This is a genomic window from Gordonia terrae (genome assembly GCF_001698225.1).
GTDB classification, from domain to species: domain Bacteria; phylum Actinomycetota; class Actinomycetes; order Mycobacteriales; family Mycobacteriaceae; genus Gordonia; species Gordonia terrae.
In genome coordinates this window covers 297005-323596 of the sequence record NZ_CP016594.1, presented here as the reverse complement: position 1 = coordinate 323596, position 26592 = coordinate 297005, and the positions used below count along the sequence as shown (strand labels likewise).

The window sequence follows — 26592 nt, the reverse complement described above, 5'->3', positions numbered from 1 at the left end:
CGTTCTCTTGGTGTCGTGTGCTTGGGTTCGACACCCGGTGGCGTGGCACTAGCGCGGGTGGACCGGCGGCGGCATCTCCAACCCGCAGCGCTGGATCTCGTACTCCGGCTCGCGCTGGATTCGATAGCTGTTGAAGGTGAACGCCTGACGCAGGTTGTGTTTGAAGCGATCGAAGGACCAGGGGGCCTCGAACGAGGCGAACCGGTCCTTGGTCTCCGGGCACTGCAGCGCGACCTGGGCCTGGCGGACCAGATCCTCGTCGAGGTACCCGGGCAGTACCGGACGGCGTGGGTACGCGCCTGCTTCGGCGACGACCCATTCGCTCGGCAGGATCTTGTCGTGCCCGATGCGGCCGTCCTCGAGGCGCTCGGTGTGCGCCGCGAGCGGGTAGGCCAGACCCATCTGATCGATGACGCGCACATCCAGCGGTGCGTTCATGCTCGTCATACCCAAATTCAGGAAGTAGACGGTCACCTGCCGCTCGGCGCCCTTGGGCATGACGGCCGGCAGTTGTGCCACGTACCACTCGTCGTAGTTGAACGACGGCAGGATCACGCCGCCGTCCTCGCGGTACTCGTCGATCTTCTCGACCATCGCGCTCATACGCGGGTAGTCGAGGTAGTCCTCGGCGGTGACCGGGTTCTCGTTGCCCATGTTGGTGACGTAGAACCGACGCTCGTCGACGATGCCGCTGCGGCCGATGTCGATGCCGGCGTTCGGCAGGACGTTGGCATGCGTCACGACCGCCCAGACGACGACGGTGATCCACATGCCGCTCATGGCGATCGCACCGACGAGCTGGGCACGCGCTCGACGGCGATCCGCGGGCTCGGGCGCGGACGGCACGGGATCGGGGTCGGTCGCGGGGTCGGAGATCACCGAGTCGGAGTCCTTCGACGGCCGGCGACGGAACGCCGCGCCGACGTGCGCGGGGATCGTCACCGGCACGACCATCAGCGGCAGCAGGGTGACGAACACCGGCACCAGCAGCACCCGTCCGTGCATGAAGTCGCCGCCCTGGCGCATCCAGTAGACGATCAGGACGATGCCGGCGAGGACCACGACGGTGACCACCGCGGTCGAGGACTGCAGCCGACGCGACCAGCCTGCGAGACGCGACGACCGCGTCGAGGGGGTGGCGTCACCGGTGTCGGCCGGGTCGGAGTGCTGGGCATCGGCCGCCGTGGCCCGCATCCGGCCGCCGACGATCAGCAGCACGCCCGCGACTGCGGCCAGGACGACCGGCAGCACCAGCACGTAGGGGCCGAAGAGATTGGTGAGGTAGGCGAAACCCTGATCCCACTTCGCACCGCTGGCGTCCTTCGCGACGGCGGGATTGGGAACCAGGAGGGCGTAGTAGCCCATGCGGAAGATCTGGTAGCCGACCGGCAACGCACCCGCGACCACGACGACACCCATCCGCATCTTCCAACCGAGGGGCGCGAAGAAGACCAGCAGCAGCACCAGGCCGCCGAGAATCGCCAGTTCGGGCCGGATCAGCGGGGCGAGACCGGCGGTGAAGGCCAGCGCGAGGGTGGCCGCCGCGCTCCCGCGGCTCGCGTGCGGGCCGCGACGCGCCCATGCGACGAGCTGGCACCACAGGACGGCCGCCCAGAAGATGCAGAGGCCGTTCTCCAATCCGCTGGTCGCGAAGTCGCGGGCGGGCGGGATGGCGATGTAGATGACGGCACCGAACGGCAGCAGCAGGGTCCAACCGTCGCCGGTGATCCCGCCGATCCGGGTGCCGAACAGACGCGCGCTGCCGTACATCGCGATCGGGATCGCGGCCACCGAACAGACCAGCGCCACCCAGAGCGCGACGTATTCGAGCTGACCGTCGGTGATCCACGCCCAGAACCACAACAGGTACGTCCAGGCGGTCGAGGTGTTGGCCTCGACCCGCTCCCCGGCGTTGAAGACCGGACCGTTCCCGGCGAAGAGATTGCGGAGCGTGCGCAGGACGATGAGTCCGTCGTCGGCGATCCACCTGCGCTGCCACGCACCGATCGCGAAGAAGGTGGTGACGACGACGGCGCCGAGGACGAAACTGACGGCCGCAACCTTGTTGCGGCCGGTGTTCAGCGCCCGGAAACCGGTTGGCGACTCATCAATTGACTGCATAGACCGCGACACCCACACACACCAGCCACGCCACGGCGAGCAGCTGCAGGACACGATCGCCGAGCGCGATCTCCTCGGGCTCGCCCGCGGCACCGCCGTCGACGTCGACGGCGTAGCGCAGGATCGCCACCGTGAAGGGCACCATCGAGATGGCGTACGCGACGTTGGTGTCGTGGTCAGAGCCCTTGTCGAACGCCCAGAGGCCGTAGAAGATCACGACCGCGGTCGCCGACAGCGTCCAGACGAACCGCAGGTAGGTGGTCGTGTAGTACTCGAGGGCCTTGCGGATCTTGGCGCCGGTGCGTTCGGCGAGCTGGAGTTCGGCGTAGCGCTTGCCCGCCGCCATGAACAGCGACCCGAAGGCCATCACGAGCAGGAACCACTGTGACAGCACGATCTCGGCGGCGACGCCACCGGCGATCGCACGCAGCAGGAAGCCCGAGGACACGATGCAGATGTCGATGACGGCCTGGTTCTTCAGGCCGAAGCAGTAGCCGAGCTGGATGACCAGGTAGATGGCGATGACCACGGCCGTCTGCCAGTTCGCCAGGAAGGCGATGCCGATCGAGCCGACGAGCAGGACGGCGGCGAGAACGTAGGCCAGTGTCACCGGGACGACGCCGGCGGCGATCGGCCGGAACCGCTTGGTCGGGTGATTGCGGTCGGACTCGACGTCCATCGCGTCGTTGACCAGGTAGATGCTCGACGCGGCGAGGCAGAACGCGACGAAGGCGACGCCGGCGGAGGCCAGCACCGAGGCGTCGGTGATGTTGCCCGCGGCGAGCGGAGCGGCGAGCACCAGGACGTTCTTGACCCACTGCCGCGGCCGGACGGCCTTGATCAGCCCGGACGTCAGGTTCTTCGGTGGTCCGAGAACCTTTCCGTGCTCGATCGGCTCCTCGCTCATGCACTCTCCCTGTGTCGTGTCACCCGCGCGATGACGGGGGACGCGGCAAGACGCAGCGGCCCGCCGGGTACTGCGGCCGTGAGACCGAGCCGGGCCAGGACGCGCGCCGCACGGCGGGCACGCCCGGGGTCCGGGTTGTTCCGGGTGGGTTCGAGCAGCACCTTATCGCCCACGACGACCGCCGCTGCGCTCGCGGCACCGATCGCGGCGCCCGCGGTGACATCGCTCGGGTAGTGCACACCCAACACCAGGCGGGACACGAGCATCGGCGGCACGAGGACGGCGGGCAGCACCTTCGGGTCCCAGCCGGCGGCGCGGCCGATGAGGATCGCGGCCGCGGTCGTCGAGGTCGCGTGCGAGGACGGGAAACTCAGTTTGCTCGGCGTCGACACCCCGATCGCGATCTGCGGGTGGGCCGGGCGTGGGCGCCGGACGATGCGCTTGATGATCACCGACGCGGCGTGCGCACCGAAGGCACCCACCCCGGCCTCGAGCCAGAGTTGCTGCGCCCGCACATCGCCGCGGCGGCGGGCCAGCGCCCAGCCGGTACCCGCGATGGCGAGCCAGCCCAGTGCGTGCTCACCCACGTGCGACAGTCCGCGCGCGGCCGGACGGACGCCGGGGCGGCCACCGATCCCGGCCTGGATGGCCACGAGGGCCTTCTCCTCACCGTTCAGGGGACGCGGGATGTCGTCGGCCGGGACCCGGCCCGTCTCCGCACGATCCTCCAGCACCGTGTCGTCCCCACTGCCGATCACCGGACCATCAGATTCCGAAGACACCCGCCCAGCTCTCCTTCGACGTCAGGTCGCGGTGCGCAGACCTGTACTGCTGCTTCATCTCCGGGAACTTGTCCTGCAGTTCCTTCACGAGGGCGAAGTGTTCGCGCGCGAGTTCGATCATCTTCTCGCGGTCGCGCTGCCGATAGACGACGCCGCGGCCGTCGGCGGTGGTGACGGTGACCCCGTCGACACGACCGAGCGAGAACCACCGCGCCTCGATGGGCGGGAAGTTGGCCTGCGGAACCTCGTGATGCCGCGGGTCGGCCGGGCGGACGTTGTTCACCACGGCGGCGGTCAGCGCCTTGATCTTGCTGAGCGGGTTCAGCGGTATCGAGGTCCCGAGACGCGTTGCCTCGCCGGAGGTCCGGGGCAGCTCGGTCGCCGACGGCAAGACCACTGCGTCCGGATACTGCTTGCGCATCTGCGCGACCTTCGGCAGCGCGGTCGGCAGCAGGCTGCGGATGTGATCGGGTCCGGCAAGGAAGTCCCGGATCGCCTCGTTCTGGATGGCGACGGTGGAGTATTCGAGGCAGAGAAGGTGTTTGGCGGTCGCCTTGGTCATCGACCGGACGATGCCCTTGATCGGGCCGTCGTGATGGATCGATGCGACGACGAGCCGGTTGCGCAGGTGGAAGTACGCCTGCCAGTCGATGGCGTCGTCCTTGTCGCTCCAGGCCATGTGCCAGATGGCGATTCCCGGAACCGTGGCCGTGGGGTAACCGGCCTTGGCGGCACGCAGCGCGAACTCCCAGTCGTCCCACTTGATGAACAACGGCATCGGGAGGCCGATCTGCTCAGCGCATTCGCGCGGGATCATGCACATCCACCAGCCGTTGCCCTCGACGTCGATCCGCCGGTGCAGGTTCTTCGAGTTCTCGCGGTCGCGCAGCGGGTACTTCGAGAAGTTGTGGTCGTATTCGACGAACGGCGCCGCAGTCCACATGAAGGTGTCGCGGCGGATCACCTCGCCCATGCAGTGCAGGTGGCTGCGGTCCTGCAGATTGAGCATCTGACCGCCGACGAGCATGGGCGCCTTGGCGAATCGCGACATGGCCAGCGCACGCAGGATCGAGTCGGGCTCGATCGCGATGTCATCGTCCATGTACAGCACGTAGGGCGAGTCGGTGAGCCGCAGCGCCTCGTACATGATGCGCGCGTATCCGCCCGATCCGCCGAGGTTGCCCTGGTCGAAGATGTGCAGGCGATCGCCCAGAGCCGCGGCGGCCTCGGTGTAACCGGGCTCGTCGACGACCTTCTTGGTGCCCTGGTCGGGCATCATGACCGCATCGATGACCTCGTCGACCAACGGGTCGGAGGTCAACGCGGCCAACGCGTTCACCGCATCGGTCGGGCGGTTGAACGTCGGGATGCCGACCGTGACGCGCTTGGTCTCCTCGTCGGCCGTCGGTGCGTCGATGGGCGCATACCAACCGGCGGAGACGATTTCGGTGTCGGTGTCGGTGGTGACGTCGAACCAGATCCAGCCACCGTCCTCGAACGGACCGAGGTCGAGTTCGAATTCAACTACGCCGCGGCCGGTTTCGTCGGTGTCGACCAGGTCACCGCCGATGCCGATACGCGACCCGTCGATCTTCGAGCGGTACAGGTCGACGCGGCAGGTGCCGATCACCTCGACGCGCAGGACCACCGAGTCGAGGATGCTCCAGCGCCGCCAGTAGGCCGCAGCGAACGCGTTGAAGTAGGTCTCGAAGCTCACCTCGGATTCGGCGCCGAGAAGCACCGAGGTCCGACTCGGGGCATGCGCCCGGCGGTTGTTGCTCTCGGATTCGACGACGTACAGCGACCGCACGTCGAGCGGCTCACCCGCCCGCGGGAAGATCACCCGCTGCAGAAGGGATTTCGCCTTCGACGGCCCGACGCCTGCGTCGGGGATGTCGGATTGGTTCACGGGAGTCACCGTCATCTATTCGGCTCCTGCGGGGTCGGCCACCAGCGGCGCACCATCACGCAGATGCGGTGCCAGGGTGTTGTCGAACATGGTGAGCGCGCTCGCGATCGCCATGTGCATGTCGAGGTACTGATAGGTACCGAGACGACCGCCGAACAGCACTCCGGCACTTGCGGTCTCGGTGCGGGCGAGTTCGCGGTAGGCGGTCAGCATCGCCCGGTCCTCCGGGGTGTTGATGGGGTAGTACGGCTCGTCGTCGTTCTCGGCGAACCGACTGAACTCCCGCATGATGACCGTCTTGTCGTCGGGGTAGGAGTTCCGCTCGGGGTGGAAATGCCGGAACTCGTGGATGCGCGTGAACGGGACGTCGGCGTCGTTGTAGTTCATCACCGGAGTGCCCTGGAAGTCGCCGGTGTCGAGCACCTCGGTATCGAAATCGAGTGTGCGCCAACCGAGCCGGCCCGCCGAGTACTCGAAGTACCGGTCCAGGGGGCCGGTGTAGACGACGGGGGCGTCGGGGTTGTCGGCGCGCAGCTGCTCGCGCACGTCGAACCAGTCGGTGGACAGCCGCACCTCGATGCGGTCGTCGGCAGCCATGTTCTCCAGCCAAGCGGTGTAACCGTCGACCGGCAGACCCTCGTGGGTGTCGTTGAAGTACCGGTTGTCGAAGGTGTAGCGCACCGGCAGGCGGGTGATGTTGCCCGCGGGCAACTCCTTGGGGTCGGTCTGCCACTGCTTGGCGGTGTAGTGCTTGATGAACGCCTCGTACAGCGGGCGACCGATCAGGCTGATCGCCTTCTCCTCGAGGTTGCGCGCCTCGGCGGTGTCGATCTCGCTGGCCTGATCGGCGATCAGCTTCCGCGCCTCGTCGGGGCTGAAGTACCTGCCGAAGAACTGGCTGACCAGCCCCAGGCCCATCGGGAACTGGTAGGCCTGGCCGTTGTGCAGCGCGAACACGCGGTGCTGGTAGTTCGTGAAGTCGGTGAACTGGTTGACGTATTCCCACACCCGCTCGTTGGAGGTGTGGAACAGGTGCGCCCCGTACTTGTGGATCTCGATCCCGGTCGTCGGTTCGGGTTCGGAGTACGCGTTGCCGCCGAGGTGGTCGCGTCGGTCGAGCACGAGGACCCGTTTGCCCAGCTGCGTCGCGGCCCGTTCGGCGACGGTGAGGCCGAAGAATCCGGAGCCGACGACGATCAGGTCGTAACTGCTACTGGTTGCCACGGGTCCTCAGGGTAACGGACCCTCCCTGAGGAATCTCCGAGCCACGTGGCCTGGCACGGAAGCCGGGTAATGTTTCGATCGTCGGCCTGTAGCCCCCGGGCCCGTGCCTTGTCCGGTGAGTAGTTCGGGGTTTGCGTGACGCCGCTGTTCGTACGACCGCCCGACGACCCCTCCCCGAGTGCCCTTCGTGACGCCCCTCCGCAGGCTCCGGGGCTCCTCAGGGAGCAGACCGGGCCACCTCCGCAGGCTCCGGGGCTCCTCAGGGCGCAGACCGGGCCACCCCCGCAGGCTCCGGGGCTCCTCAGGGAGCAGACCGGTCCCCCTCTCGGGGAGCGGACGAACCCACCTTCACCCACGCCGGTCGAGCGCGTCGTCGTCGTGGTCCCCGTCCACAACGAGGCCGAACATCTCCCGAGCTGTCTCGCCGCTCTCGAGGGCGCAGCGACCGCCGTGGCCATTCCGGTGCAGGTGGTCGTGGTGCTCGACGCCTGCGACGACGACTCCGCAACGCTGCTCACGGCGGATGTCTCAACCGTCGTCGTCGACGCGCGATGCGTCGGGGCGGCGCGTCGAGCGGGATTCGATGCAGCCGCCATCTCGGCCGCGGAGTCGCACACCACGTGGTTCGCGACCACCGACGCCGATTCGACGGTTCCGCGGGACTGGCTCGTCGAGCACGTCGCAGCCGCCGATGCCGGCGCGGACGCTTATGTGGGCACTGTCACCCCCGACGGGTTCGACGGGTGGCCGGCGGGGACCGACGAGAGATATCTGCGCGAGTACGACGCGGGTCCCGGGCACGGCCACGTCCACGGCGCGAACCTCGGCATCCGGGCCTCGACGTACCTCGCCGTCGGCGGGTTCGCCGAGCTCGACGTGGACGAGGACGTCGATCTCGTCGATCGCCTGCGCACCTCGGGTGCGGCGGTCGAACGGGGTGCCCGGGTCCCGGTCCGCACATCGACCCGGCGGGAGGGACGTACCCGGCACGGGTTCGCGAGCTACCTGCGAGACCTGGCCGACGACCAGCGCGAGGAGGCAGCCGGGTGACGCCCGCGCGGGCCCGGGCCATCGTCGACGACCCGTCCTTCCCACTCCCCCGCCCCGGCCGGGGCCACACCCTCGACCGGTTCGCCGCTCTCGTCCGCGCCTGTTCCGACGACATCAGCACGGGCCGTCTCGTCGAGGCGCACGCCGATGCCGACGCCATCCTCGCGGAGATCTGTGGCGGCGGGACCGCCCCGGGCGAGTTCTGGGGCGTGTGGGCCGCCGAGGGGCGCGACACCCGCGTGGAGGCCCGATCGGTCGCGGGTGGCTGCGAACTGAGCGGCATCAAGGAATGGTGTTCGGGCGCGACGTCGTGCACGCATGCGCTGGTCACCGCGCACACCGACGCCGGCAACCGACTGTTCGCGGTCGATCTCGGTCGCCCGGGGGTCTCCGCGGACAGCTCGGCCTGGACCAACACGGGTATGCGCGACTCCGACACCGGGACCGTCACCTTCGATGCCGTGCCCGCCGACCCGATCGGCGAACCCGGCGCCTATCTCGACCGGCCGGGCTTCTGGCAGGGCGGGATCGGCGTCGCGGCCTGCTGGTTCGGCGGGGCCCGCAAGGTCGCGGCACCGCTCTACCGCGCGGCCGAGCGCTCCGACGACGCGTTGCTGCGGATGCACGCCGGCGCCGTCGACGCCCACCTCGCCGCCGGATGGGCGCACCTGCAGGCCGCGGCACATGAGATCGACAATGACCCGACCGCGTCGGCGAAACGGCTCGCCTTCGCGGTGCGCTGGTCCGTCGAACAGATCGCCACCGCCGTGATCGATCGGGTCGGGCGTGCATTGGGTCCCGGCCCGCTCGCCGCCGATCCCGACCACGCCCAGGCTGTCGCCGACCTCACCGTCTACATCCGGCAGTCCCACGCCGACCGTGATCTCGCGGTCCTGGGCGGACTGACCGGGGGTCGGATACCCGGCCCGGGATCGGAGACGTCATGACGACCGGCGACATCTCCTCGACGGACCGCTTCGGGACGACCCCGACATCGTCGGAGGGAACCCCGGAGTCGGAGTGGCAGCGGTGGTTCGCCGTGCGGGGGCCGTGGCCCGACTTCGAGCCGGACGTCCGGCGGCTGATCGTCCTGGCCGCCCACCCCGACGACGAGATCCTCGGCGTCGGCGGGGTGATGGCGGCCGCCCACCGACGGGGTGTCGACGTCGTCGCGCTCTGCCTCTCCGACGGCTCGGCGTCGCATCCCGGTTCGCCGACGCTGTCCCCGGCCGAGCTGGCCGTCCGGCGCCACGCCGAAGTCGACACCGCGACGTCGACGCTGGGCATCGGCCCCACCCGATGGTGCGGGCTCGGCGACGGCACCCTGTCGGCCCACGACGACGAGATCGAGGCCATCATCGACGCGACGATCTCCGAGAAACCCGAGACCCCGACCGCACTGCTGGCGGTCTGGGCGCACGACGGTCATCCCGACCACGAGGCCGTCGGGCGGTGTGCACGTCGCGTCGGCGACCGGCGCGGTGTCCCGGTCTGGGTGTATCCGATCTGGATGTGGCACTGGGCAACTCCCGACGATCCCGACATCCCCTGGCACAGGCTGCGCACCCTCGTCCTCGACGACGACATCGCCGTGGCCAAACGCGCGGCGACACAGGCCTTCGAGACCCAGATCCGCCCGCTGTCACCGGCACCCGAGGACGCCGTCGTTCTCGGACCGCACATTCTCGACCGGTTGCTCCGCGATCGGGAGTTCGTCTTCGTGTGACCACCGACATCCGGGGCAGGCGCGGAGCAAGGCAGCGCGACCGGTCGAGAACACGACCGGCGAGGACAGGACGGACGAGGCCATGACCGACGACGGCACCACCGGCAGTGATCGAAAATCGCTGCCCAACAGCTACTTTCACGACATGTATCGCAGCAGCGACGACCCGTGGGGTTTCGCGACGCGGTGGTACGAGCAGCGGAAGTACGCTCTGACCCTCGCGGCGCTGAGCTCTCCCCGGTATGGCTCGGTGTTCGAGCCCGGCTGCTCGATCGGCGTGCTGAGCGCCGAGTTGGCCACGCGCGCCGACCATCTGCTGTGTACCGATGTCAGCCCACGTGCGGTGGAACTCGCACGGAGGCGACTCGACGGCCACGACTCGGTCGACGTGCACGTCGGTGACATCGTCACCGACTGGCCGTCGGGCCGGTTCGACCTGATCGTGCTCAGCGAGGTCCTCTACTACCTCGACGACGCCGATCTCGACGAGGTCATCGCACGGCTTCCGGACTCGTTGTCGCCCACGGGCGAGGTGCTGGCGGTGCACTGGAGATGGCGGGTCGAGGAGTATCCGCGAACCGGCGACCAAGTCCATGACGCGTTGCGCTCGTCAGCGCTGCACCCGTCAGCGTCGTACGCGGACACCGACTTCTGCATCGACGTGATGACTTCGTCACCCCTCGGGTCGGTTGCGCAACGAGAAGGACTCGTCGACGCCGCAGCCGCACACCGTACGGCATAATGGGTTCTTCGACAACAGGTGTTTCGAAGCCAGCGCTTTGCTGTCGGTCCAGCTGAGGCGCGCGCAACGACGTCTCACGAGGAGGCAGGGGTGACCGGATTGGCCGACTTCGGAGCTCAGATGACGCGGATCGCGAGCGAGATGCGCAAAGAGAGTGACGACACCGAAGCAGCGCTGCGTTCCATGACCAAATTCGCGGTCGATGCGATCCCGGGCGCCGAGTACGCGACCGTGACCCTCGTCGCCGACGGCGCAGTCGAGACACCGGTGATGGTGGGCGACCTCGGCGGTGAAGCCGATCGACTGCAACGAGAGCTGCGCGAGGGTCCGTGCATCCGGGCCGCGGTCTCCGATCTCACCGTGTGGGTCGACGACATGCGCGTCGAGACACGCTGGCCCAACTTCGCGGCGGCAGCGGCAGAACTCGGTATTCGGTCGATGGCCTGTTTCTACCTCTACATCGACGGCGACGACTCGGCCGCATTGAACCTGCACAGCACCGAGCCGGCGGCGTTCACCCCCGAGGCGCGCCAGCTCGGCGAGCTGTTCGCGGCGCACGCCGCGACCGCCTTCGGCGCGGTCCAGGAGAAGCAGCAACTGCGCGCCGCACTCGGCTCACGCGACATCATCGGTCAGGCCAAGGGCATGATCATGGAGCGCTACCGGCTCGACGCAGACGAGGCCTTTTCACTTCTGGCGCGGTTGTCCCAGGACACCAACACCAAACTCGTCGACGTCGCCGCCCAGATCGTCGAAGCGGGACCGGAAGGCGACTGAGCGCTCAGCGGAACGCGTCGCGCTTCGGGAAGCCCAGCGCGGGGATGCCGCCGCGGTCCTGGTATCGCTCGAGCCCCTTGCCGACCAGCACCCGCGGGCCCGTGGCCGGGGTGAAGAACATCATCCCCTTCTCGAAGAGCTGCGTGACGCCCGCGGCGTCGGGGGTCAGGGTCGGCACGCCGAGCGCCTGGCCGAGCGGTCCGGTGATCCCACCGAGGTCCGCGAACCGCCCGTTCATCGCCGAGGTCGCCATGTCCAGGAACTTCGACGACCCGGGCAAGATCTGCTCGGCGAGCTGATCGAGGCTGCCGAAGTCGATCCCACCGCCGCCGGGCGACGCCGGACCGGTGGGTGGTTTGACGATGCGGGGCGGTGCGGGCTGGCCCTGCACCGCGAACCATGAGGACTTCAGCTGCAGCTTGGTCCGTGCTTCCTCACCGCTCACCTCCGCGGTGCCACCCGAGCCGACCGCGCGGACCTTGATCGCGCGCCCGTGTTCGGCGCCCAGGCCGTTGGCCTCGATGACCTCGAAGCTCCGTAGGGCACCGACCCCGAAAGCCGATCCGATGCTGCCCGCACTAACGGTGGCCGTCCAGTTGTGGTTCGGCGAGACCGTGTCCCCTTCGTCGACCACCGCCGGGAAGCGACCACCTGCGGTGAAACCGCCGGTCGATGCGGAGAACTCGGTGAAGGCCGGCTGTCCGTTCTGCAGCAGGATCTGGCCGGCGGTGGCGTCGGCCGCCGCGTTGGTTCGCCGGTCCTCACCGGAGACACCGCCGTAGACCTGCGAATTCTGGGTGTCGTCGATCTTCTTGCCGCCCGCGATCGCCGCGAGCGCGTAGGTGCGGGCCGCCACCGCCTGCGCCTGCAACGCCGCCGCGCCGCCGGAGTCACCCCAGGCGGGCAGGCTCTCGCGCGGGATGACGCCTTTGACGTAGTCGTCGACGTGGATGCGGTTGACCACGCGCCCACCTTCGAGGCCCATGGCCCCGCGGTAGGCCTTGTTCGAACCGCAGAACTTGAGGAATTCGCCGCCCGGTCGATTGGGCGCCATGCTGAGTGGTTCGACGAACGTGGCGGGTACCGACCGCACCGCCCCACCACCGCATCCGCTGAGGATGGTGGCCGTGCCCCCGGACAGGCTGACCGCCTGCCCGGGAGCCACCGTCTGACCACCGACTCGCATGCCGGCGTCCGCGTGCACATTCACCGAGCCCTGACCCGTGAGGGCCACCAGGATCTCGGGCCTGTCCACCTTCCCCGCGGTGGTGCCACCGTAGTAGTGGCGCAGGATCTGCTGTGCCGTCCAGCCCTTACGGGCGTAGCCGTACGCTCCCCATTGCCCCATTCCGCGGCCGTGGCCATGACCGTGCCCGATAAGCGTCACCGTCGACCCGACCGAGAGCTCGACCTGTTCGGCCGATTCCGATGAACTCGCAACCGCGAGTCCACCGGCCAGCAGTGCGGGCGCCAGCCCGGCCGCGGCCCAGGTCAACGCGCGGTTGCGAGCCCGTCCGGGCCGCGCACCGCTCGCCGTCCATCTCGGCAGACGCCGTGTAGGTCGGGCTTTGGTCACTGCAGAACACATCCTTCGGTCGCGACGACACCAGCCGCGGCTGCCGCGGACTCACGGCCTCCGTAACGCCTGTGACTGATGTGACGATTGGGACTTAAGTGACCCTAGTGAACCAAGGAGCCGATCTCCAACCCGAGGGGATCACAACCGGATCACGAGTTGCCCGGACTGTCGTGACCTCGCACCGCCCTCGAGGATGAGCTGCCTCTTGATCAACAATCACCACTTGAACCACTCGTGCCTCACAGATAACAAGAACATCACGAGTTACGCGGTTGCGGCGTGTGTCGCCGACGTCCGGGATCGGCGACCGCGACGATGGCCGCCGTACCGAGCACAGTCGACCGCGTTCGAAGCCTCCGGGCTCCGACGCCGTCGGCTGCGTGGATGCCGACGGCTGACCGGACCCGACCACACCCCCACGACCACCCGTGCCGCGGTCCGACCAACCTGCGAGGAGACCTGAGTGCGTTACCCCAGACCGAAACCCTCGATCGCGCTCGCCGCGATCGCCGCTGCGGTCGTCGCGACACCGTTCGTGGTGATCGCGAGCCAGTCCGAGCCACAGCTGATGGACAACAAGCAGACGGTCTCCGACACCGAGATCGAGCAGGTCCCGCTGCGGGAACTGCCCGCGGCCATCGTCGACGTCGCGTCATCCGGTCTCGCCGCGGCCGGTGTCGAGCTGCCGCCGATCGATCCGGACGCGTTCCCGCTGCCGGATCTGACGGTTCCGCTGCCGAAGGGACTCGTACCGGGTGCCGGCGGGGCATCGACGAGCACCGGCCCGTCCGGGTCACCGGGTTCGTCGTCACCGGAGTCGACGCCCGGGTCGTCGACGTCGGAATCAGCGTCGGAGACCACAGAATCCGCGACCCCGACGACCGACGCGCCAACCAGCGAACGTCGCGTTCCGTCGCCGACCCGGGAGTCCCCGGATGAGGCGGCGACACCCGCTCCGCGAGGCGATCGGACTCCGGGCACAACCCGGTCGACCCCGAGCAGTACGACGCCGGCGACACCCACGATGCGCGACGGCCGCGAGGTCGGGGCCGCGGTGACGCACATCGTGCGCGAGGCGCCCATCAAGATGGTCGCGTTCACGTGGGACCGTCCCGTCGATGTCGACCTCAAGTTGCGCGCGAAGAACCCCGACGGCAAGTGGGGTCCGTGGACAGTCCTGGAACAGATCTCGCGCGGGCAGGCGCCGAGCGTGAAGAACCCGGCCGGCACCGAGCCGGTCTGGGTGGGCGACGCTCGTGAGGTGCAGGTCGCCGCGAGCAAGGACGGACTCGCGATCCCGGCTGCGGAAACACAGGGCGGCGATCTCGCCCAACTGGCCGTCGGCACCGCGAGCACGGTGGTGACGGAGTTGGCCACCGTCGCCCTGAACGCGCTGAAGGCGACGCTCATCAGCCCGGAGAGCCTGCTCGGCCTGGGCTCGTCGTTGCTGTCGCCGCTGACCGGCGGGCCGCAGGTCGTCGCCCGCCAGGCGTGGGGCGCCGATGAGTCCATCCGCTGTTCGCAACCGGTCTACTCCCCGCACATGCGCGGCGCGATCGTGCACCACACGGCCGGCAGCAACGACTACACCCCGCAGCAGTCCGTCGAGATCGTCCGCGGCATCTACGCGTACCACGCGCGCAGCCTGAACTGGTGCGACATCGGTTACAACGTGCTGATCGACAAGTACGGCCAAATCTTCGAGGGCGCGTTCGGCGGACTCGACCGCAATGTCGAGGGCACGCACACGGGCGGGTTCAACAAGGAGACCGTCGGGGTGTCGATGATCGGCAATCTCGACGAGGTCCCGCCGACCGCGGCGATGGTGTCGGCGACCGGCAAGTTCCTGCGCTGGCGCCTCGGCAAGGCCGGACTCAATCCCGCCGGGACTGCGACATTGACCTCAGAAGGCTTCGCCGGCACCAAGTTCGCCGCGGGCACTCAGTCGAATCTGCCGGTGATCTCCGGGCACCGGGACTACAACAGCACCAGCTGCCCGGGAGTACACGGTTACGCGGCGCTCACCGCGATCCGGGCGCTCGCCGGCGGTGCCCCGCCGGCACCCGAACCGACGCCGCCCGCCGATCCGGCCGCCCCGGCTCCCCCGCCGACCGATCCCGGTACCCTTGCGCCGCAGCCGGCCGAGCCCGGAGCACCCGCACCGGTACCGCCTGCGGCCTGAGCCGCGGATCCGCGAGACGATCAGCGCGGGGCGAACCAGCGCTCGAGTACCTTGGCGACGCCGTCGTCGTTGTTGCCGACGGTGACCTCGTCGGCGGCGTCGACCGCCGCCGGGTGACCGTGGCCCATCGCGACGCCGTGCCCCGCCCAGGTGAGCATCTCGGCGTCGTTGGGCATGTCGCCGAACGCGATCACGGCATCGGCCGAGAGTCCGGCGAGGTCGGCGAGGCGTGCGAGCCCCGACGCCTTGTGGGTTCCCGGCACCGACAGTTCGATGAGTCCGTTGTCGGTGGAGAAGGTCACCTGGGCGAGGTCGCCGACCACGGGCTGCAGCCGACGGGCCATCTCGCCGGAGGCCATACCCGGTTTGCGGACGAGGAGTTTCACCGCCGGATCACCGAACACCTCGTCGTCGCCGACCTCGACGTGATCGGGGTTGAGCCACGCGTGCTCGTAACCGGCACTCGCCACGAAGGGCGCCGTCGCCGCGTCGTGCGCGGACCGGCCCGCACGTTCGGCCGCGATGCCGCATCCCGGGATCTGTTGGTAGGCAATCTCTCCGAGTTTGACGAGCGCGTCGGGCTCGAGGTTCGCCGACCACAGCACGCGATCGTGCTCGGCGTCGTAGATGATGGCGCCGTTGGCGCACACCGCGTAACGGACGAACGCCTCGGTGCCGGCGAACTGATCGGTGATCTCGGCGATCCATCGCGGGGGCCGGCCGGTGGCCAGCACGAACTCCACTCCGGCGGCGCGGGCGGCGGCCAGCACGGACAACGTGCGCGGGGAGACCCGGTTCTCGTCGTCGATGAGGGTTCCGTCCACATCGCTGGCGATGAGTGTGGGTGGACCGAATGTCATCAGCGTCTGCTTCCTCTCGACCGAGCTCTCTCGGCGGCTCGTCTCGCCCGCGCCTCGGCTTTGCGCAGCGCCTCGTCGGCTTCGATCACGGCGGCCTCCTGGGGTGTCGGTGCCGAGCCGCCGAGTCGTGACGGAACCCAGAACTCACCCGGTGGGTGCGGACCGTAGGAGTCCTGGACCTCGAGGAGCATCGAGTTCATGGTGTCGCGGAGCCTCAGGGTCTCACGCTCCGGGGACTCGTCCGGCCCGGGGGTGAACGGCAGACCGTATCGGACATGGACGGGGAGCCGGCTGCGCCCGATGTCCCGCACGCCACCTTTCGTCCACTGCCGATGGGCACCCCACACGATCGCCGGGATGATGGGGACGCCGGCTTCGGCTGCCATCCGGGCCGCCCCGCTCTTGAACTCCTTGAGCTCGAAGCTGCGGCTGATCGTCGCTTCCGGGTAGACGGCGACGATGTACCCGTCCCGGAGACGCCCGAGCGCGGCGCGATAGGCCTCCGCGCCGCGCGACCTGTCGACGGGGACCGTTCTGGTGTGGTTGACCAGGAACCGCATGATCCCGATGTCCATGACCTCGGACTTGATGAGGAAGCGGGTTCGGCGGCCGGCGCGCTGGACGCCGAGCGCGAGCGGGAGGAAGTCGACGTAACCGGTGTGGTTGACACACAGGACCGCGCCGCCGGTGTCCGGGACGTTCTCGACACCGGTGAAGTGCAGGTCGAGACCCTGGGCTCGGACGAGTCCGTTGGCGATGAGTTCCAGGGTGCGATACACCGGCTCGCGGTGCCCGTGCCTCCCTGCGCTCATGAGTCCAGGTTAACGACGCCGGACGACACCGCGGGACGACGACAACCGACAGGCAACGCTGGGGCGCGAGGTCTGCTCAGACCACTCCGGGGTCGTCGTTCCGGGGCTCGCGCTTGGCGGCGCGTTCGGCCTGCTCCTGGGCATCCATGCGATTGGCCTCCTCGAGCGTCGGCGCGGAACCGCCGAGCCGTGCGGGAACCCAGAACTCACCCTTCGGGTGCTCGCCGTAGGCCTCCTGGAGTTCGAGGAGTTTCGCACTCATGACCTCGTGCAGCTTCGCCGTGAGGGCGTCGGGGCTGCCCGTGGCATCGAGGGGCTCACAGACACCGATCGAGATCTTGTACCCGGTTCGACCCAGTTGCTTGGGGTGGCCCTTGGTCCAGACTCGTTGCGCGCCCCAGATGACCGTGGGCACGATCGGCGCACCGGACTCGATCGCCATCCGCGCGGCGCCCGACTTGAAGGCCTTCAGCTCGAAGCTCCGGCTGATCGTCGCCTCGGGGTAGACCCCGACGAGTTCGCCGCGCCTGAGATAGTCGACCGCGTTGCGGTAGCTGTCCGCACCCTGGGCGCGGTCGACGGGGATGTGCTTGAGCGAGCGCATGATCGGGCCGGAGATCTTGTTGTCGAAGACCTCTTTCTTCGCCATGAAACGGACCTTGCGACGCCCCTGCAGGAAAGCCGGGATGCCGGCGTAGGTGAAGTCGAGATAGCCGGTGTGATTGATCGCGACGACGCCGGGGCCGTCGGCCGGTACGTGTTCGACACCCGACACCGTGAACTTCAGACCTTCGGCCAGCCACAGCAGGCGGGCGGCGGTGATCACGGTGTCGTAGACGGGTTCCATGCGAGAGAGCTTAGCCACTCGCCGCCGACCCCTCGCCGTCGTCGGCGGTGGCGAGCCGGGTGACGGCGGACACGAGGTCGACCGCTGCGTCGGCCAGTTGCGCGGGCGTGAGCGAGAGGCGGCCGTCGATGTAGTCGAGGTACAGCGCGACCAGTGCCCCCGCCAGCGCCGACGACACGACGGCGAGTCGCTCGGGTGAGCTCGCGTGCGCCCCGGTGGTCATCTCAAGCACCGACGCGACGAAGCCGGGCACCCTTGCCGCCCGTCGTGCGCGCAGGACGTCGTCGGCGAGCGGTTCGCGCAGCAGGATTCGCGCTCGTCCGGGATCGGCCTCGAAGAACTCTCGGCAGACCTCGAGGACCGCCCGCACATTCTCCCGACGGTCGGCGACGCGTGGAAGGGCGGCGATCTCCGTCAGGAGCTGGTCGGTGACCCGGTCGTACACGTCCGTCACCAGGTCCTCGCGCGACGCGAAGCTCTCGTAGAAGTACCGGGGGCTGAGATTCGCCTCGCGGACCACTGCGCGCATCGTCACCGCACTCGCGCCGCCCGAACCGAGCAGCTGCTCGGCGACGGCGAGCATCTGCTCGCGACGGTCGGACGACCGGTCGGCGAGGGTTTGGCCGCGCCACAGTTTCTCCGGAGTCATCCGCTCATCGTCGCACTTCGACCGGACCCTCCCATTGACATCGGTCGATTCAACATGAATCATGCGATTCTTATTTACCGAAGAGGCCTTCCAGGAAGCGCTCGCCCGTCCCCGTCTGGCCAAGCCTGTCCCGGAGTGGCGATACGACTCACTGCCCGATCAGGCTTACATCGACATCCAGCCCGACGGCACGGTGCGGACCGTCATCCGGTACATCGGGAGCGGTCACTTCAGCGGGGCGCTGAGGATGTACCCCTACGACCGATCGGCGCCGACCATCTACGGCGACGGGCGGTTCATCCAGGCGCCGGCGGTCGACCGGTACCACTTCGACGCCGACGGCCTGATGGACGAGGGCGAGGCCCTCTACGACTTCATCGACGCCGTACAGCGGGCCGGGATCATGCCGCGCGACGACAGCAAGCTGGTTCGGAGCCTGTTCGCGGCGTCCAGGCTGCCGGTCCTCGCCCGCGGCGTCCGGGAGCGACTCGGCGTGTAGCGGAGAGCGCCGTGAGCCTGCTCACGCCGCGCACCCGATGGGACTCATGGCCCACGCGTCCGTCCGGCACGGCTCGATACCCTGGATGTCTGTAGTGCCCTGCCGCGCAGCCCGCGCACACCATGAAAGGCCCCCTCGTGCAGATCTCCAGCATCGGTCATGCCGGTTTCCACATCCAGACCACCGCCGGATCGATCCTCTGCGACCCCTGGGTCAACCCGACGTACTTCGCCTCCTGGGTGCCCTTCCCGGACAACTCCGAACTCGATTGGAAGACGCTCGGCGACTGCGACTACCTCTACGTCTCGCACCTGCATCGAGATCACTTCGACGAGCGCAACCTGCGCGAGAACGTCAGCAAGGACGCCACGGTCCTGCTGCCCGACTATCCGGTGCCGGACCTGCGCCGCGAACTGGAGAAGCTCGGCTTCACCACATTCGTCGAGACCACCGACTCGGTCAAGACGACGGTCACGAACGACAAGGGTTCGCTCGACGTCATGATCATCGCGCTGCGCGCGCCCGCCGACGGGCCGATCGGCGACAGCGGCCTGATCGTCTCCGACGGCGAGACCGTCTGCTTCAACATGAACGACGCCCGCCCGATCGACCTCGACGTCGTCGACGAGGCGTTCGGACACGTCGACGTCCATCTGTTGCAGTACTCGGGTGCCATCTGGTACCCGATGGTCTACGACATCCCGCGGAAATCCAAGGCCAACTTCGCCTCTCAGAAGCGACAACGCGGAATGGACCGGGCGCGTTCGTACATCGAGCAGGTCGGCGCAACGTGGGTGGTCCCGTCGGCCGGCCCGCCGATGTTCCTCGACGAGGATCTGTTCTATCTGAACGACTTCGGTTCGGGTGACAACGCCGACACCACATCGATTTTCCCCGACCAGGAGACGTTCCTGGAGCAGATGCGTATCCACGGCACCGACGACGGCGAGAAGCACCGCGGTCTGATGATGGTGTCGGGCTCGGTCGCGGACTTCACCGGACCGACCCTCAACGAGGTCACCCACCCCTATGCCCCCGCCGACGTGTTCGGCGAGAACAAGCGCGCCTACCTCGAGCGCATGAAAGAGAAGTTCGCGCCGGTCATCGCCGCCGAGAAGGAGTCGTGGGCGCCTGCCGAGGGCGAACCGCTGCTCCCGGCGCTGCGGGACCTCTTCGAACCGATCATGCGACAGTCGGACCTCATCTGCGACGGCATCGGCTACCCCGTCGGGCTCGTCATGACGCCGGGCGGGGGCGCGGCCAACGACGCCACCGAGACGGTCGTCCTCGACTTCCCGAACCGCATCGTGCGTGAGCCGAAAGAAGGAGAGGGCAAGTACCGCTACGGATTCCGCATCGCCACCGAGCTGGTGCGGACCGTCCTGCGCGACGACGAGCCCGACTGGGTCAACACCATCTTCCTGTCGACGCGCTTCACCACCTGGCGGATCGGCGGGTACAACGAGTTCCTCTACACCTTCTTCAAATGCCTCACCGACGAGCGGATCGCCTACGCGGACGGGTGGTTCGCCGAGGCGCACGACGACTCGGCGTCGATCACCAAGGACGGCTGGGAGATCCAGCGGCGGTGTCCGCACCTCAAGGCCGACCTCGGCAAGTTCGGGGTCATCGAGGGCGAGAAGCTGACCTGCAATCTGCACGGATGGCAGTGGGACCTGCCCACCGGACGCTGCCTGACGTCGAAGGGACACGACCTCCGCGCGTCCAGACTCGACTCGTAGCCGGATCGCCACCCCGATGACCTCCGAACGCACGTACGGTGGCCGTTCGGTGAGCGACCGCGCCGCCGAACGGCGGCAGCGTTTCCTCGACGCCGCGCTGGTCGAGTTCACCGGCACCGGCTACGCGAAGTCGTCGGTGACGTCGATCTGCCGGGTGGCCGGACTGTCTCGCCGGCAGTTCTACGCGGAGTTCACCGACCGCGAGGAACTGCTGGTCGCGCTGTACGACACCGTGCAGGGCGCCGCTCGCGTCGCCGTGGCAGAAGCATTGGCCGCCAGCCCTTCTCGGGATCTCCGCGACCTGAGCACGGCGGCGATGCGCGCCTACATGGAATCGGTGGGCACCGATCCCCGGCGCGCGGCGGTGTCGTTCGTCCAGATCGTCGGGGTGAGCCCCCGCGTCGAGCAGCACCGCCTCGACGGCCGTGAGGAATGGGTCGAGTTCTTCGTCGACGCCATGTCGGAGTTCGCCGATCGCCCCGCGACGCCGCGGCAGCGCCACCTCGCGATCGCATTCGTCGGGGCACTCACCGGCCTGGTCCATCGCTGGAGCGAATCGCCTGAACCCGGCACACTCGACGACGTCGTCGCGGTTCTCGCCGACATCCTGCTCGCCTTCACCACGCTCTGAGACATTCGCCGCCCACCCGGACGTTGTGTCCTCGGACACACCGGGTGTATGTTCTGCCGAAGTGTGAGACACCTCCGTCTCACTTTTCGGAAGGGTTGCCATGCGGGGATGGAAACGCCACGGCTCACGGATCGTCGTGCGCCTGACTGTCGGGATCGGACTGGTTGCGCTGATCGCCGGCGGACCACTGGGTTCGGCTGCTGCGAATGCAACCCCAGCGTCGGTCCCGGTGGCGCCGGCCCTCCCGTTCCCGGTGCCGCCCGCGATCCCGGAGTTCGACACGGACTTCTATCTGCCGCCGCAGTCGGTGGTCGCGACCAAGAAGCCCGGTGAGCTCATCGCCGCCCGGCGTGTCCATGTCGCCGCCCTGTCGGTGATCCCGATCAACGTCGACGCCTGGCAGATCTCCTACCGATCCACCAACACCCGGGGCGAGCCGATCCCGGCCGTGGCGACGCTGCTCAAACCCAAGGGGCCGGCGAAGCCCGGACCGTCGAAACTGGTGTCGTGGCAGTCCGCGGAGGACTCCACCGCGATGTACTGCGCACCGTCGTATGCCTTGCAGCAGGCCTCCATCCCGGGGCAGCTGACCGGCTCGGCGGACTCGAGCCTCGAGGTCCTACAGATCACCTCGTTGGTCGGCGCCGGCTGGTCGGTCGTCATCCCCGACCATCAGGGCCCCGAATCCGCCTTCGCAGCCGGGCCTCTCGCGGGACGCATCACCCTCGACGGGATCCGGGGTGCCCGTAACTTCGCGCCACTGGGGCTCAGAGACGACGTGCGGGTGGGTCTGATGGGCTACTCCGGCGGCGCGATCGCCACCGGGTGGGCAGCGGAGTTGCACTCGCAGTACGCGCCGGAACTCCCGATCGTCGGCGCTGCCGAAGGTGGGGTGCCCGCGAACATCCGAGCGCTGGTCGATCTCGCCGACAAGAACGCGGCGTCGGGTCTGATCATGGCCGGGATCATCGGCGTCAGCCGTGAATACCCGGAACTCGCCCGTTTCCTCCAGCGACACATGAACCCACTCGGCAGAGCCCTGCTGGCGACCAAGAATCCGCTGTGCCTCACCTACCAGGCCGCACTCGCCCCCTTCGTGAACATCAAGGGCCTGGTGAACCTGCCGGGCGATCCACTGGACCACCCGACACCGCGAAAGGTGCTGGGAAAGTTGAAGATGGGGAGTAACACACCCGACTTCCCGATGTTCATCTATCAGTCGAACCCCGACTGGATCGCCCCCGTGGGCCCGGTCAACGAGTTGGTCCGCACCTACTGCGCCGATGGCGCGAGTGTGCGATACGTGCGCGATCATTTCAGTGAACACATCACCCTTGCTGTAGAGGGGTTCGCGCCGGCCATCGTGTGGATGCGGGATCGCCTGAACGGCAAGCCGGCACAGACCGGTTGCATGACAAGCGATCAGGGATCGATGGCGCTCGACCCGACGACCTGGCGCGCGTTCGTCAACCTCGTGGGCAACAATCTGGCCCTGGTGATCAACCAGCGGTTGGGCAATCCGCCGCGAGTGCCGTGACGCGGTGCTCGGCACATGCGGTCGGGTCACCCCGGCGCGCGGAGCGTCAACGACGCCGCACCGAGTTTGAAGATCGGCTGCTTCGACGCCGGATCCTCGATCCTGTCGTTCACCGTTCCTCATGACGACACGACACCGATGTCGTTCCGCGGTGTACCCACCGACACCCGAAGTCACTCGTTCGGCGGCCTCTGACCCCGACGGTCCGTCCTCCGGATTACCTCGCCGCGATTGTGGGTAGACCTCCGGGACGGCAGGAAGGGACCTGCCCGAGTCGACCGTTACCGACCCGTTGCGTGCAGACACGATCCGACGTCGACGCACGCACATCGACCCCACGTCGGCGACCCGATTCATACGATGACGTCAGGACTTTCGGCCCGACAGGGCCCGGGACCAGACGTCGCACACATCGACCGTGAGGAGAACATCATGGCCAAGTACCGCGTAGTCGACGCGAACGAGAACGTCGTCGAGGAGAAGGAGTTCGACGACGCCACCGGCGCTTACGACTGGTTCAAGACCGTCGCCGCACCGGACGACAGCCTGGGCACCGTGATGCAGGTCCACGATGACGGCGAGTGGAAGAACTTCGAGGTGTCCGACGGGGGAACCAACGCCAGTCCCTCGGCCGACGCCGACTGAACCCGCGTCCCCTCGGCGGGATCACGTCGGCAGCAGGTCTCGCGCTCCAGGGAGTCCATCCCTGGGGCGCGAGACGCGTTCTACACCCCGAACGCGGCCGGGTAGGCGATGGTCCCGCTCGGCACCGGACGGGCGTCGTCGAGGGGTAGCGCCATCATCGCCTCGTCCGGGACGTCGAACGGAGCACGAATGCCGAAGCGGGACGCGGGGACGAAGCCGAACCTCGGGTAGTACTCGGCGTGACCGAGAACCAGCACCAGGTTCTCGCCGTGTTCTCGCGCCGCGGTGAGACCGGCGACGATGGCCGCCGAGCCGGCCCCGGTCCGTTGATGCGACGGCAGCACCGCGCACGGGCCGAGAGTGAGCGCGGGCTCGACGTCGACGCGGCACCTGGAGTACAGCGCGTACCCGACGATCCTGCCGTCGGTGTCGGTGGCGACGATCGACAACCCGTCGATCCAGGCGTCGCGATCGGCGCGCAGCTCGTCGACGATCCGCGCCTCGTCGGGGGTCGGGAAGGCCGCCGTCACCACCTCGCGGATGGCATCGGCATCTCCGGCGCGCTCGACGCGCGTCGTCCACCTGCTCACGGTTTCCCGCAGGTCGCGGCGACAGAAATGGCGGTCATCGGCCGCACCCGCCGGCGGGTTGCCCGGCGAACCGACGGTCGAGGAATCCGAGCGCGTCGGCGCTCCACGGGATGAACGCCCGGGTGTGATTCGAGCCGCGGTACTCGGTGAACGTTGTCGGTACCCCTCGATTGCAGAACGACCCGGCCAGGCGTGCGACGTCGGCGGTGATCATCACACCGTCGCCGGTGCCGTCGACGTTGCCGACCCCCAGCATCATCGGACTCCGCGGGGTGCCGAGCGTGCCCATCACGTTCTGCGAGATCGCCTGGCGCACGCCGGGGACGTCCAGCAGGCCGCCGACCGTCGGCACGAGGAGCTGGTGATCGGTCAGACCCGGGTACTTGTCGGCGAACGCCTCGATGCACTCCCCCGCCACCTGCCCGAGGACCCGCTTGCCCTTCGGCGAGAGGTACGGCTGCAGGTCGATGTCGTAGGTCTCGCCGTACACCGCCATCAACGCCGGGATGACGCCGGCCCAGTTCTCACTGCCATTGACGTACCCGAGATTGTTGGCCGGATTCACCAGCACGCCGCCCGCGGCCGCACCGACGATGTTCAGCTCCGGTGCGTAGCGCGGGGCCAGTTCCGCGCCGAAACCGGTGGGGATCGAACCCCCGGAGTAGCCGAAGAGACCGACCGGGGTCCGGGCCGGCGCGCGCAGGTGGGTCAGCGCGGTGCGGACGCCGTCCAGTGCGGCGTACCCCGACTCGCGTGCCATCGTCCAGCGCAGTCCGCGACCTTCGTAGTCGGGGGCGGCGACGGTGTTACCGGCGGCGAGGAGACCGGAGATGAGCGTGATGTCGATCGGCGCCTCGGCCGCATTGCCACCGCGCAGCGTGTACGACGGGTCGCACTGCGAGCCCAGCGCGTCGTAGAACGAGTGGTAGGAGACGACGCGCCGCGGGGCCCCGGCGGGCGCACCCGGCGGTGAGATGACCGTGGTGACCGTCGCCGTCGGCCCACCGAACTGGTTCGTCGTCCGGTAGAGGATCTGGGTGGCCGAGATCGGGATACTGGTTCCGCGCCAACCCAACTCGACCTGTCGCGTCCTCAGCGCCGCACCCGGCGAACGCGACTCGTACCCCGACGGCGGGTCATAGAACGGATCCTGGGACGGCAACTGCGCCGGCGCCGCCGCGGGTACGGGAACCGGAGCCGCCGACACCGTGGGCGCGAGCACGGACAGGGACGTCGTCAGCCCGAGGATCGCGGTCAGCGTTCCGAGGCTGCGGGAGAGAAGCCGCATGAGTCATGATCATGCCCGATATGCGGCGTCGGCAGCAGGTTTCGTTCCGACTCGGCACGACGCCGCGTACCGCTGTTCACCCGGAAGTGGCGTCCGGCACCGGATTCTCGCCGGCCCGCTCGACCGCCTCGACCACCGGCGACATCGCGACCACCACCGCACCGGCCACGGCGGCGACGAACGCGATCACCGCGACGGCCCCCCAACCGGCCCGTGTGGTGTCGCCGAGCACCAGGATTCCGATGGCTCCTGGGACGACCGTCTCACCGACGACCAGGGCGGCCGATGCGGCGCTCACCGACCCCTTCTGCAGTGCGACGGTGAACATGTAGAAACCGCCCGGGCCGCACAAGATGATCGCGTACAGCGCCGGGTCGGTGAGCAGTTCACCGAGATCGAAGGGGTCGAGGCCGTCGAGGATGCGCACCGCGACCGCGAGGACGCCGAACAGCACGCCCCCCGACAACCCGGCGAGAACCGAGACCCGACTCTGCATCCGCGGCAGGACCACGAGGCCGACACCGAGAATTGCCACTCCGGCCGCGAGAACCGCCCAGTGCAACCACCATTCGTGTTCGTGTCCCTCGTCCCCGGCCGCGAACCCCAGCAGGACCAGCGACACCACCACGACCGCGATCGCCGTCCAGTCGCGGGCCGACAGTCTCGCGTGCAGGAAGATCGTGGCGAGCACGACGGTCACCACCAGATTCGCGCTGACGATCGGTTGTGCCAGGAACAGCGGGATCATGCGGGCGGCGACCATGTTGCCCAGGAACCCGATCCCGTCGAGCGCGATCCCGGCCAGGAACGACACCGTCAGCATCGCGGTGATCGTCGAACGCAGTGACGGTGCCGCACCCGGTCCGCCGGTGTCCTCGACACTCTGGGCGCCGCGCGCCTGCAACACCGACGCCGTGCCGTACGCCAGTGCCGCGAACACCGCCGCGAGGATCCCGATCAGCATGGTCGAACAGTAGCCACCCCCGGGCGGTCGTGCGGGACGATGGCGATGGTTGGGAGGTCAGTTCGCCTGCGCTCCGGTGACGTCGGCGCCTGTGACGTACGCGTCGACGAACTCGCCGACCGGTGCGATCGGCTGGATGCAGTCGAGGAGAACCCCGTCGGGGCCTTCGACGATGAAATGCCGCTGACCGAACTCCTCGTCACGCAACTCGAGGACGGGACGCAACCCGTGCTCGCCCATCAGGCGTCGGTACAGATCGTCGACGTCGTCGACCTCGATGTTGACGAGCAGACCGGCGGCCGCTCGGCGATGGCCCTCCGGGATCGTCGGATGGCTCGCGTCGACGAGTGCCAACTCGAACACTCCGGTGCGCATGCTGACGTACCAGTCGGCCGAGAAGGTGACCTCGAAACCCAGAATCTGCTGGTAAAACGCCGACGCAGACGTGACGTCGTTCGACATCAGGACCGGATACACGCTGGTGATGGCCATGACTGATCTCCTTTACGTACGATGAGTATGTATATCT

At 68.3% G+C, this 26592-nt stretch carries 25 protein-coding genes; 11 read left to right on the top strand and 14 right to left on the bottom strand.

The window, feature by feature from the left end:
• Positions 1 to 48: 48 nt before the first annotated feature.
• The 5 genes from BCM27_RS01535 to glf are packed head-to-tail and all read right to left on the bottom strand — an operon-like array spanning position 49 to position 6943.
• Positions 49 to 2121 (bottom strand): arabinofuranosyltransferase AftB family protein, encoded by a 2073-nt coding sequence (locus tag BCM27_RS01535; protein ID WP_004021370.1) that lies wholly within the window; start codon positions 2119 to 2121, stop codon positions 49 to 51.
• Positions 2108 to 3028, bottom strand: a complete 921-nt coding sequence (locus tag BCM27_RS01530) for a decaprenyl-phosphate phosphoribosyltransferase (RefSeq protein WP_004021371.1) — start codon at positions 3026 to 3028, stop codon at positions 2108 to 2110. Before BCM27_RS01530 ends, BCM27_RS01535 begins: the two co-directional genes overlap by 14 nt.
• Positions 3025 to 3810: a phosphatase PAP2 family protein gene (locus tag BCM27_RS01525; RefSeq protein ID WP_004021372.1), complete on the bottom strand. Its 786-nt coding sequence runs from the start codon at positions 3808 to 3810 to the stop codon at positions 3025 to 3027. Before BCM27_RS01525 ends, BCM27_RS01530 begins: the two co-directional genes overlap by 4 nt.
• A complete protein-coding gene (locus BCM27_RS01520; RefSeq protein WP_004021373.1) occupies positions 3794 to 5734 on the bottom strand; it encodes a glycosyltransferase in 1941 nt (646 codons plus the stop codon). Before BCM27_RS01520 ends, BCM27_RS01525 begins: the two co-directional genes overlap by 17 nt.
• On the bottom strand, positions 5735 to 6943 hold the full coding sequence (gene glf, locus BCM27_RS01515) for a UDP-galactopyranose mutase (protein ID WP_004021374.1): 1209 nt from the start codon (positions 6941 to 6943) through the stop codon (positions 5735 to 5737).
• 378 nt (positions 6944 to 7321) lie between these two features.
• Between glf and BCM27_RS01510 the strand changes: the two genes are divergently transcribed.
• From BCM27_RS01510 to BCM27_RS01490, 5 genes are all read left to right on the top strand, one after another.
• Positions 7322 to 7993, top strand: coding sequence for a glycosyltransferase (locus BCM27_RS01510; protein WP_033204739.1), 672 nt, complete (start codon positions 7322 to 7324; stop codon positions 7991 to 7993).
• Entirely contained in the window at positions 7990 to 8940 is a 951-nt protein-coding gene (locus BCM27_RS01505; protein ID WP_004021376.1) for an acyl-CoA dehydrogenase family protein, read from the top strand. Before BCM27_RS01510 ends, BCM27_RS01505 begins: the two co-directional genes overlap by 4 nt.
• Positions 8937 to 9719 (top strand): PIG-L deacetylase family protein, encoded by a 783-nt coding sequence (locus BCM27_RS01500; protein ID WP_004021377.1) that lies wholly within the window; start codon positions 8937 to 8939, stop codon positions 9717 to 9719. The genes BCM27_RS01505 and BCM27_RS01500 overlap by 4 nt, the downstream gene beginning before the upstream one ends.
• An 82-nt stretch (positions 9720 to 9801) precedes the next feature.
• Complete coding sequence (locus BCM27_RS01495; RefSeq protein ID WP_004021378.1) at positions 9802 to 10461, top strand: class I SAM-dependent DNA methyltransferase; 660 nt, start codon at positions 9802 to 9804, stop codon at positions 10459 to 10461.
• A 90-nt stretch (positions 10462 to 10551) separates the two neighbouring features.
• Positions 10552 to 11238 carry a GAF and ANTAR domain-containing protein gene (locus tag BCM27_RS01490; protein WP_004021379.1) on the top strand — a complete coding sequence of 229 codons (687 nt, stop codon included), beginning with the start codon at positions 10552 to 10554 and terminating at the stop codon, positions 11236 to 11238.
• A 4-nt stretch (positions 11239 to 11242) separates the two neighbouring features.
• On the opposite strand, the gene BCM27_RS01485 is transcribed toward BCM27_RS01490, so the two are convergent.
• The gene (locus BCM27_RS01485) at positions 11243 to 12826 is read right to left on the bottom strand and encodes a SpoIID/LytB domain-containing protein (RefSeq protein ID WP_239450644.1); all 1584 of its coding nucleotides are present in this window, start codon (positions 12824 to 12826) and stop codon (positions 11243 to 11245) included.
• A 454-nt stretch (positions 12827 to 13280) separates the two neighbouring features.
• Between BCM27_RS01485 and BCM27_RS01475 the strand changes: the two genes are divergently transcribed.
• Positions 13281 to 14999: a peptidoglycan recognition protein family protein gene (locus tag BCM27_RS01475; RefSeq protein ID WP_004021381.1), complete on the top strand. Its 1719-nt coding sequence runs from the start codon at positions 13281 to 13283 to the stop codon at positions 14997 to 14999.
• A 20-nt stretch (positions 15000 to 15019) separates the two neighbouring features.
• Here BCM27_RS01475 and BCM27_RS01470 read toward each other — a convergent pair whose 3' ends face one another.
• The 4 genes from BCM27_RS01470 to BCM27_RS01455 form a co-directional block, all read right to left on the bottom strand.
• Entirely contained in the window at positions 15020 to 15859 is an 840-nt protein-coding gene (locus BCM27_RS01470) for a Cof-type HAD-IIB family hydrolase (protein WP_004021382.1), read from the bottom strand.
• Positions 15859 to 16671, bottom strand: a complete 813-nt coding sequence (locus BCM27_RS01465) for a lysophospholipid acyltransferase family protein (protein ID WP_033204735.1) — start codon at positions 16669 to 16671, stop codon at positions 15859 to 15861. Before BCM27_RS01465 ends, BCM27_RS01470 begins: the two co-directional genes overlap by 1 nt.
• A gap of 76 nt (positions 16672 to 16747) precedes the next feature.
• Positions 16748 to 17518 (bottom strand): lysophospholipid acyltransferase family protein, encoded by a 771-nt coding sequence (locus BCM27_RS01460; protein WP_033204733.1) that lies wholly within the window; start codon positions 17516 to 17518, stop codon positions 16748 to 16750.
• Positions 17519 to 17528: 10 nt separating this feature from the next.
• Complete coding sequence (locus tag BCM27_RS01455; protein WP_004021385.1) at positions 17529 to 18167, bottom strand: TetR/AcrR family transcriptional regulator; 639 nt, start codon at positions 18165 to 18167, stop codon at positions 17529 to 17531.
• A gap of 61 nt (positions 18168 to 18228) precedes the next feature.
• On the opposite strand from BCM27_RS01455, the gene BCM27_RS01450 reads away from it, so the two are divergent.
• The 5 genes from BCM27_RS01450 to BCM27_RS01425 all read left to right on the top strand — a co-directional run bounded on the left by BCM27_RS01450 (position 18229) and on the right by BCM27_RS01425 (position 23221).
• Positions 18229 to 18666 carry a hypothetical protein gene (locus BCM27_RS01450; RefSeq protein ID WP_004021386.1) on the top strand — a complete coding sequence of 146 codons (438 nt, stop codon included), beginning with the start codon at positions 18229 to 18231 and terminating at the stop codon, positions 18664 to 18666.
• 137 nt (positions 18667 to 18803) lie between these two features.
• Entirely contained in the window at positions 18804 to 20408 is a 1605-nt protein-coding gene (locus BCM27_RS01445) for a Rieske 2Fe-2S domain-containing protein (protein WP_004021387.1), read from the top strand.
• Between the two features lie 16 nt (positions 20409 to 20424).
• A complete protein-coding gene (locus BCM27_RS01440; RefSeq protein WP_004021388.1) occupies positions 20425 to 21039 on the top strand; it encodes a TetR/AcrR family transcriptional regulator in 615 nt (204 codons plus the stop codon).
• Between the two features lie 100 nt (positions 21040 to 21139).
• A complete protein-coding gene (locus tag BCM27_RS01435) occupies positions 21140 to 22576 on the top strand; it encodes a lipase family protein (RefSeq protein WP_004021389.1) in 1437 nt (478 codons plus the stop codon).
• Between the two features lie 432 nt (positions 22577 to 23008).
• Positions 23009 to 23221, top strand: a complete 213-nt coding sequence (locus BCM27_RS01425; protein WP_004021390.1) for a hypothetical protein — start codon at positions 23009 to 23011, stop codon at positions 23219 to 23221.
• A gap of 80 nt (positions 23222 to 23301) precedes the next feature.
• Here BCM27_RS01425 and BCM27_RS01420 read toward each other — a convergent pair whose 3' ends face one another.
• The 4 genes from BCM27_RS01420 to BCM27_RS01405 all read right to left on the bottom strand — a co-directional run bounded on the left by BCM27_RS01420 (position 23302) and on the right by BCM27_RS01405 (position 26555).
• On the bottom strand, positions 23302 to 23811 hold the full coding sequence (locus tag BCM27_RS01420; protein WP_004021391.1) for a GNAT family N-acetyltransferase: 510 nt from the start codon (positions 23809 to 23811) through the stop codon (positions 23302 to 23304).
• A 34-nt stretch (positions 23812 to 23845) separates the two neighbouring features.
• A complete protein-coding gene (locus BCM27_RS01415) occupies positions 23846 to 25099 on the bottom strand; it encodes a lipase family protein (protein ID WP_004021392.1) in 1254 nt (417 codons plus the stop codon).
• A 76-nt stretch (positions 25100 to 25175) separates the two neighbouring features.
• Positions 25176 to 26063: a DMT family protein gene (locus BCM27_RS01410; protein ID WP_004021393.1), complete on the bottom strand. Its 888-nt coding sequence runs from the start codon at positions 26061 to 26063 to the stop codon at positions 25176 to 25178.
• Between the two features lie 57 nt (positions 26064 to 26120).
• Complete coding sequence (locus tag BCM27_RS01405; RefSeq protein ID WP_004021394.1) at positions 26121 to 26555, bottom strand: VOC family protein; 435 nt, start codon at positions 26553 to 26555, stop codon at positions 26121 to 26123.
• Positions 26556 to 26592: the final 37 nt, after the last annotated feature.

What these genes read in the sequence shown, in the direction of transcription:
- BCM27_RS01535 (WP_004021370.1), bottom strand. Translation starts at nt 2,121, where the DNA reads ATGCAGTCAATTGATGAGTCGCCAACCGGTTTCCGGGCGCTGAACACC.
- BCM27_RS01530 (WP_004021371.1), bottom strand. Translation starts at nt 3,028, where the DNA reads ATGAGCGAGGAGCCGATCGAGCACGGAAAGGTTCTCGGACCACCGAAG.
- BCM27_RS01520 (WP_004021373.1), bottom strand. Translation starts at nt 5,734, where the DNA reads ATGACGGTGACTCCCGTGAACCAATCCGACATCCCCGACGCAGGCGTC.
- BCM27_RS01500 (WP_004021377.1), top strand. Translation starts at nt 8,937, where the DNA reads ATGACGACCGGCGACATCTCCTCGACGGACCGCTTCGGGACGACCCCG.
- BCM27_RS01495 (WP_004021378.1), top strand. Translation starts at nt 9,802, where the DNA reads ATGACCGACGACGGCACCACCGGCAGTGATCGAAAATCGCTGCCCAAC.
- BCM27_RS01485 (WP_239450644.1), bottom strand. Translation starts at nt 12,826, where the DNA reads ATGTGTTCTGCAGTGACCAAAGCCCGACCTACACGGCGTCTGCCGAGA.
- BCM27_RS01470 (WP_004021382.1), bottom strand. Translation starts at nt 15,859, where the DNA reads ATGACATTCGGTCCACCCACACTCATCGCCAGCGATGTGGACGGAACC.
- BCM27_RS01465 (WP_033204735.1), bottom strand. Translation starts at nt 16,671, where the DNA reads ATGAGCGCAGGGAGGCACGGGCACCGCGAGCCGGTGTATCGCACCCTG.
- BCM27_RS01460 (WP_033204733.1), bottom strand. Translation starts at nt 17,518, where the DNA reads ATGGAACCCGTCTACGACACCGTGATCACCGCCGCCCGCCTGCTGTGG.
- BCM27_RS01455 (WP_004021385.1), bottom strand. Translation starts at nt 18,167, where the DNA reads ATGACTCCGGAGAAACTGTGGCGCGGCCAAACCCTCGCCGACCGGTCG.
- BCM27_RS01450 (WP_004021386.1), top strand. Translation starts at nt 18,229, where the DNA reads ATGCGATTCTTATTTACCGAAGAGGCCTTCCAGGAAGCGCTCGCCCGT.
- BCM27_RS01440 (WP_004021388.1), top strand. Translation starts at nt 20,425, where the DNA reads ATGACCTCCGAACGCACGTACGGTGGCCGTTCGGTGAGCGACCGCGCC.
- BCM27_RS01435 (WP_004021389.1), top strand. Translation starts at nt 21,140, where the DNA reads ATGCGGGGATGGAAACGCCACGGCTCACGGATCGTCGTGCGCCTGACT.
- BCM27_RS01425 (WP_004021390.1), top strand. Translation starts at nt 23,009, where the DNA reads ATGGCCAAGTACCGCGTAGTCGACGCGAACGAGAACGTCGTCGAGGAG.
- BCM27_RS01415 (WP_004021392.1), bottom strand. Translation starts at nt 25,099, where the DNA reads ATGCGGCTTCTCTCCCGCAGCCTCGGAACGCTGACCGCGATCCTCGGG.
- BCM27_RS01410 (WP_004021393.1), bottom strand. Translation starts at nt 26,063, where the DNA reads ATGCTGATCGGGATCCTCGCGGCGGTGTTCGCGGCACTGGCGTACGGC.
- BCM27_RS01405 (WP_004021394.1), bottom strand. Translation starts at nt 26,555, where the DNA reads ATGGCCATCACCAGCGTGTATCCGGTCCTGATGTCGAACGACGTCACG.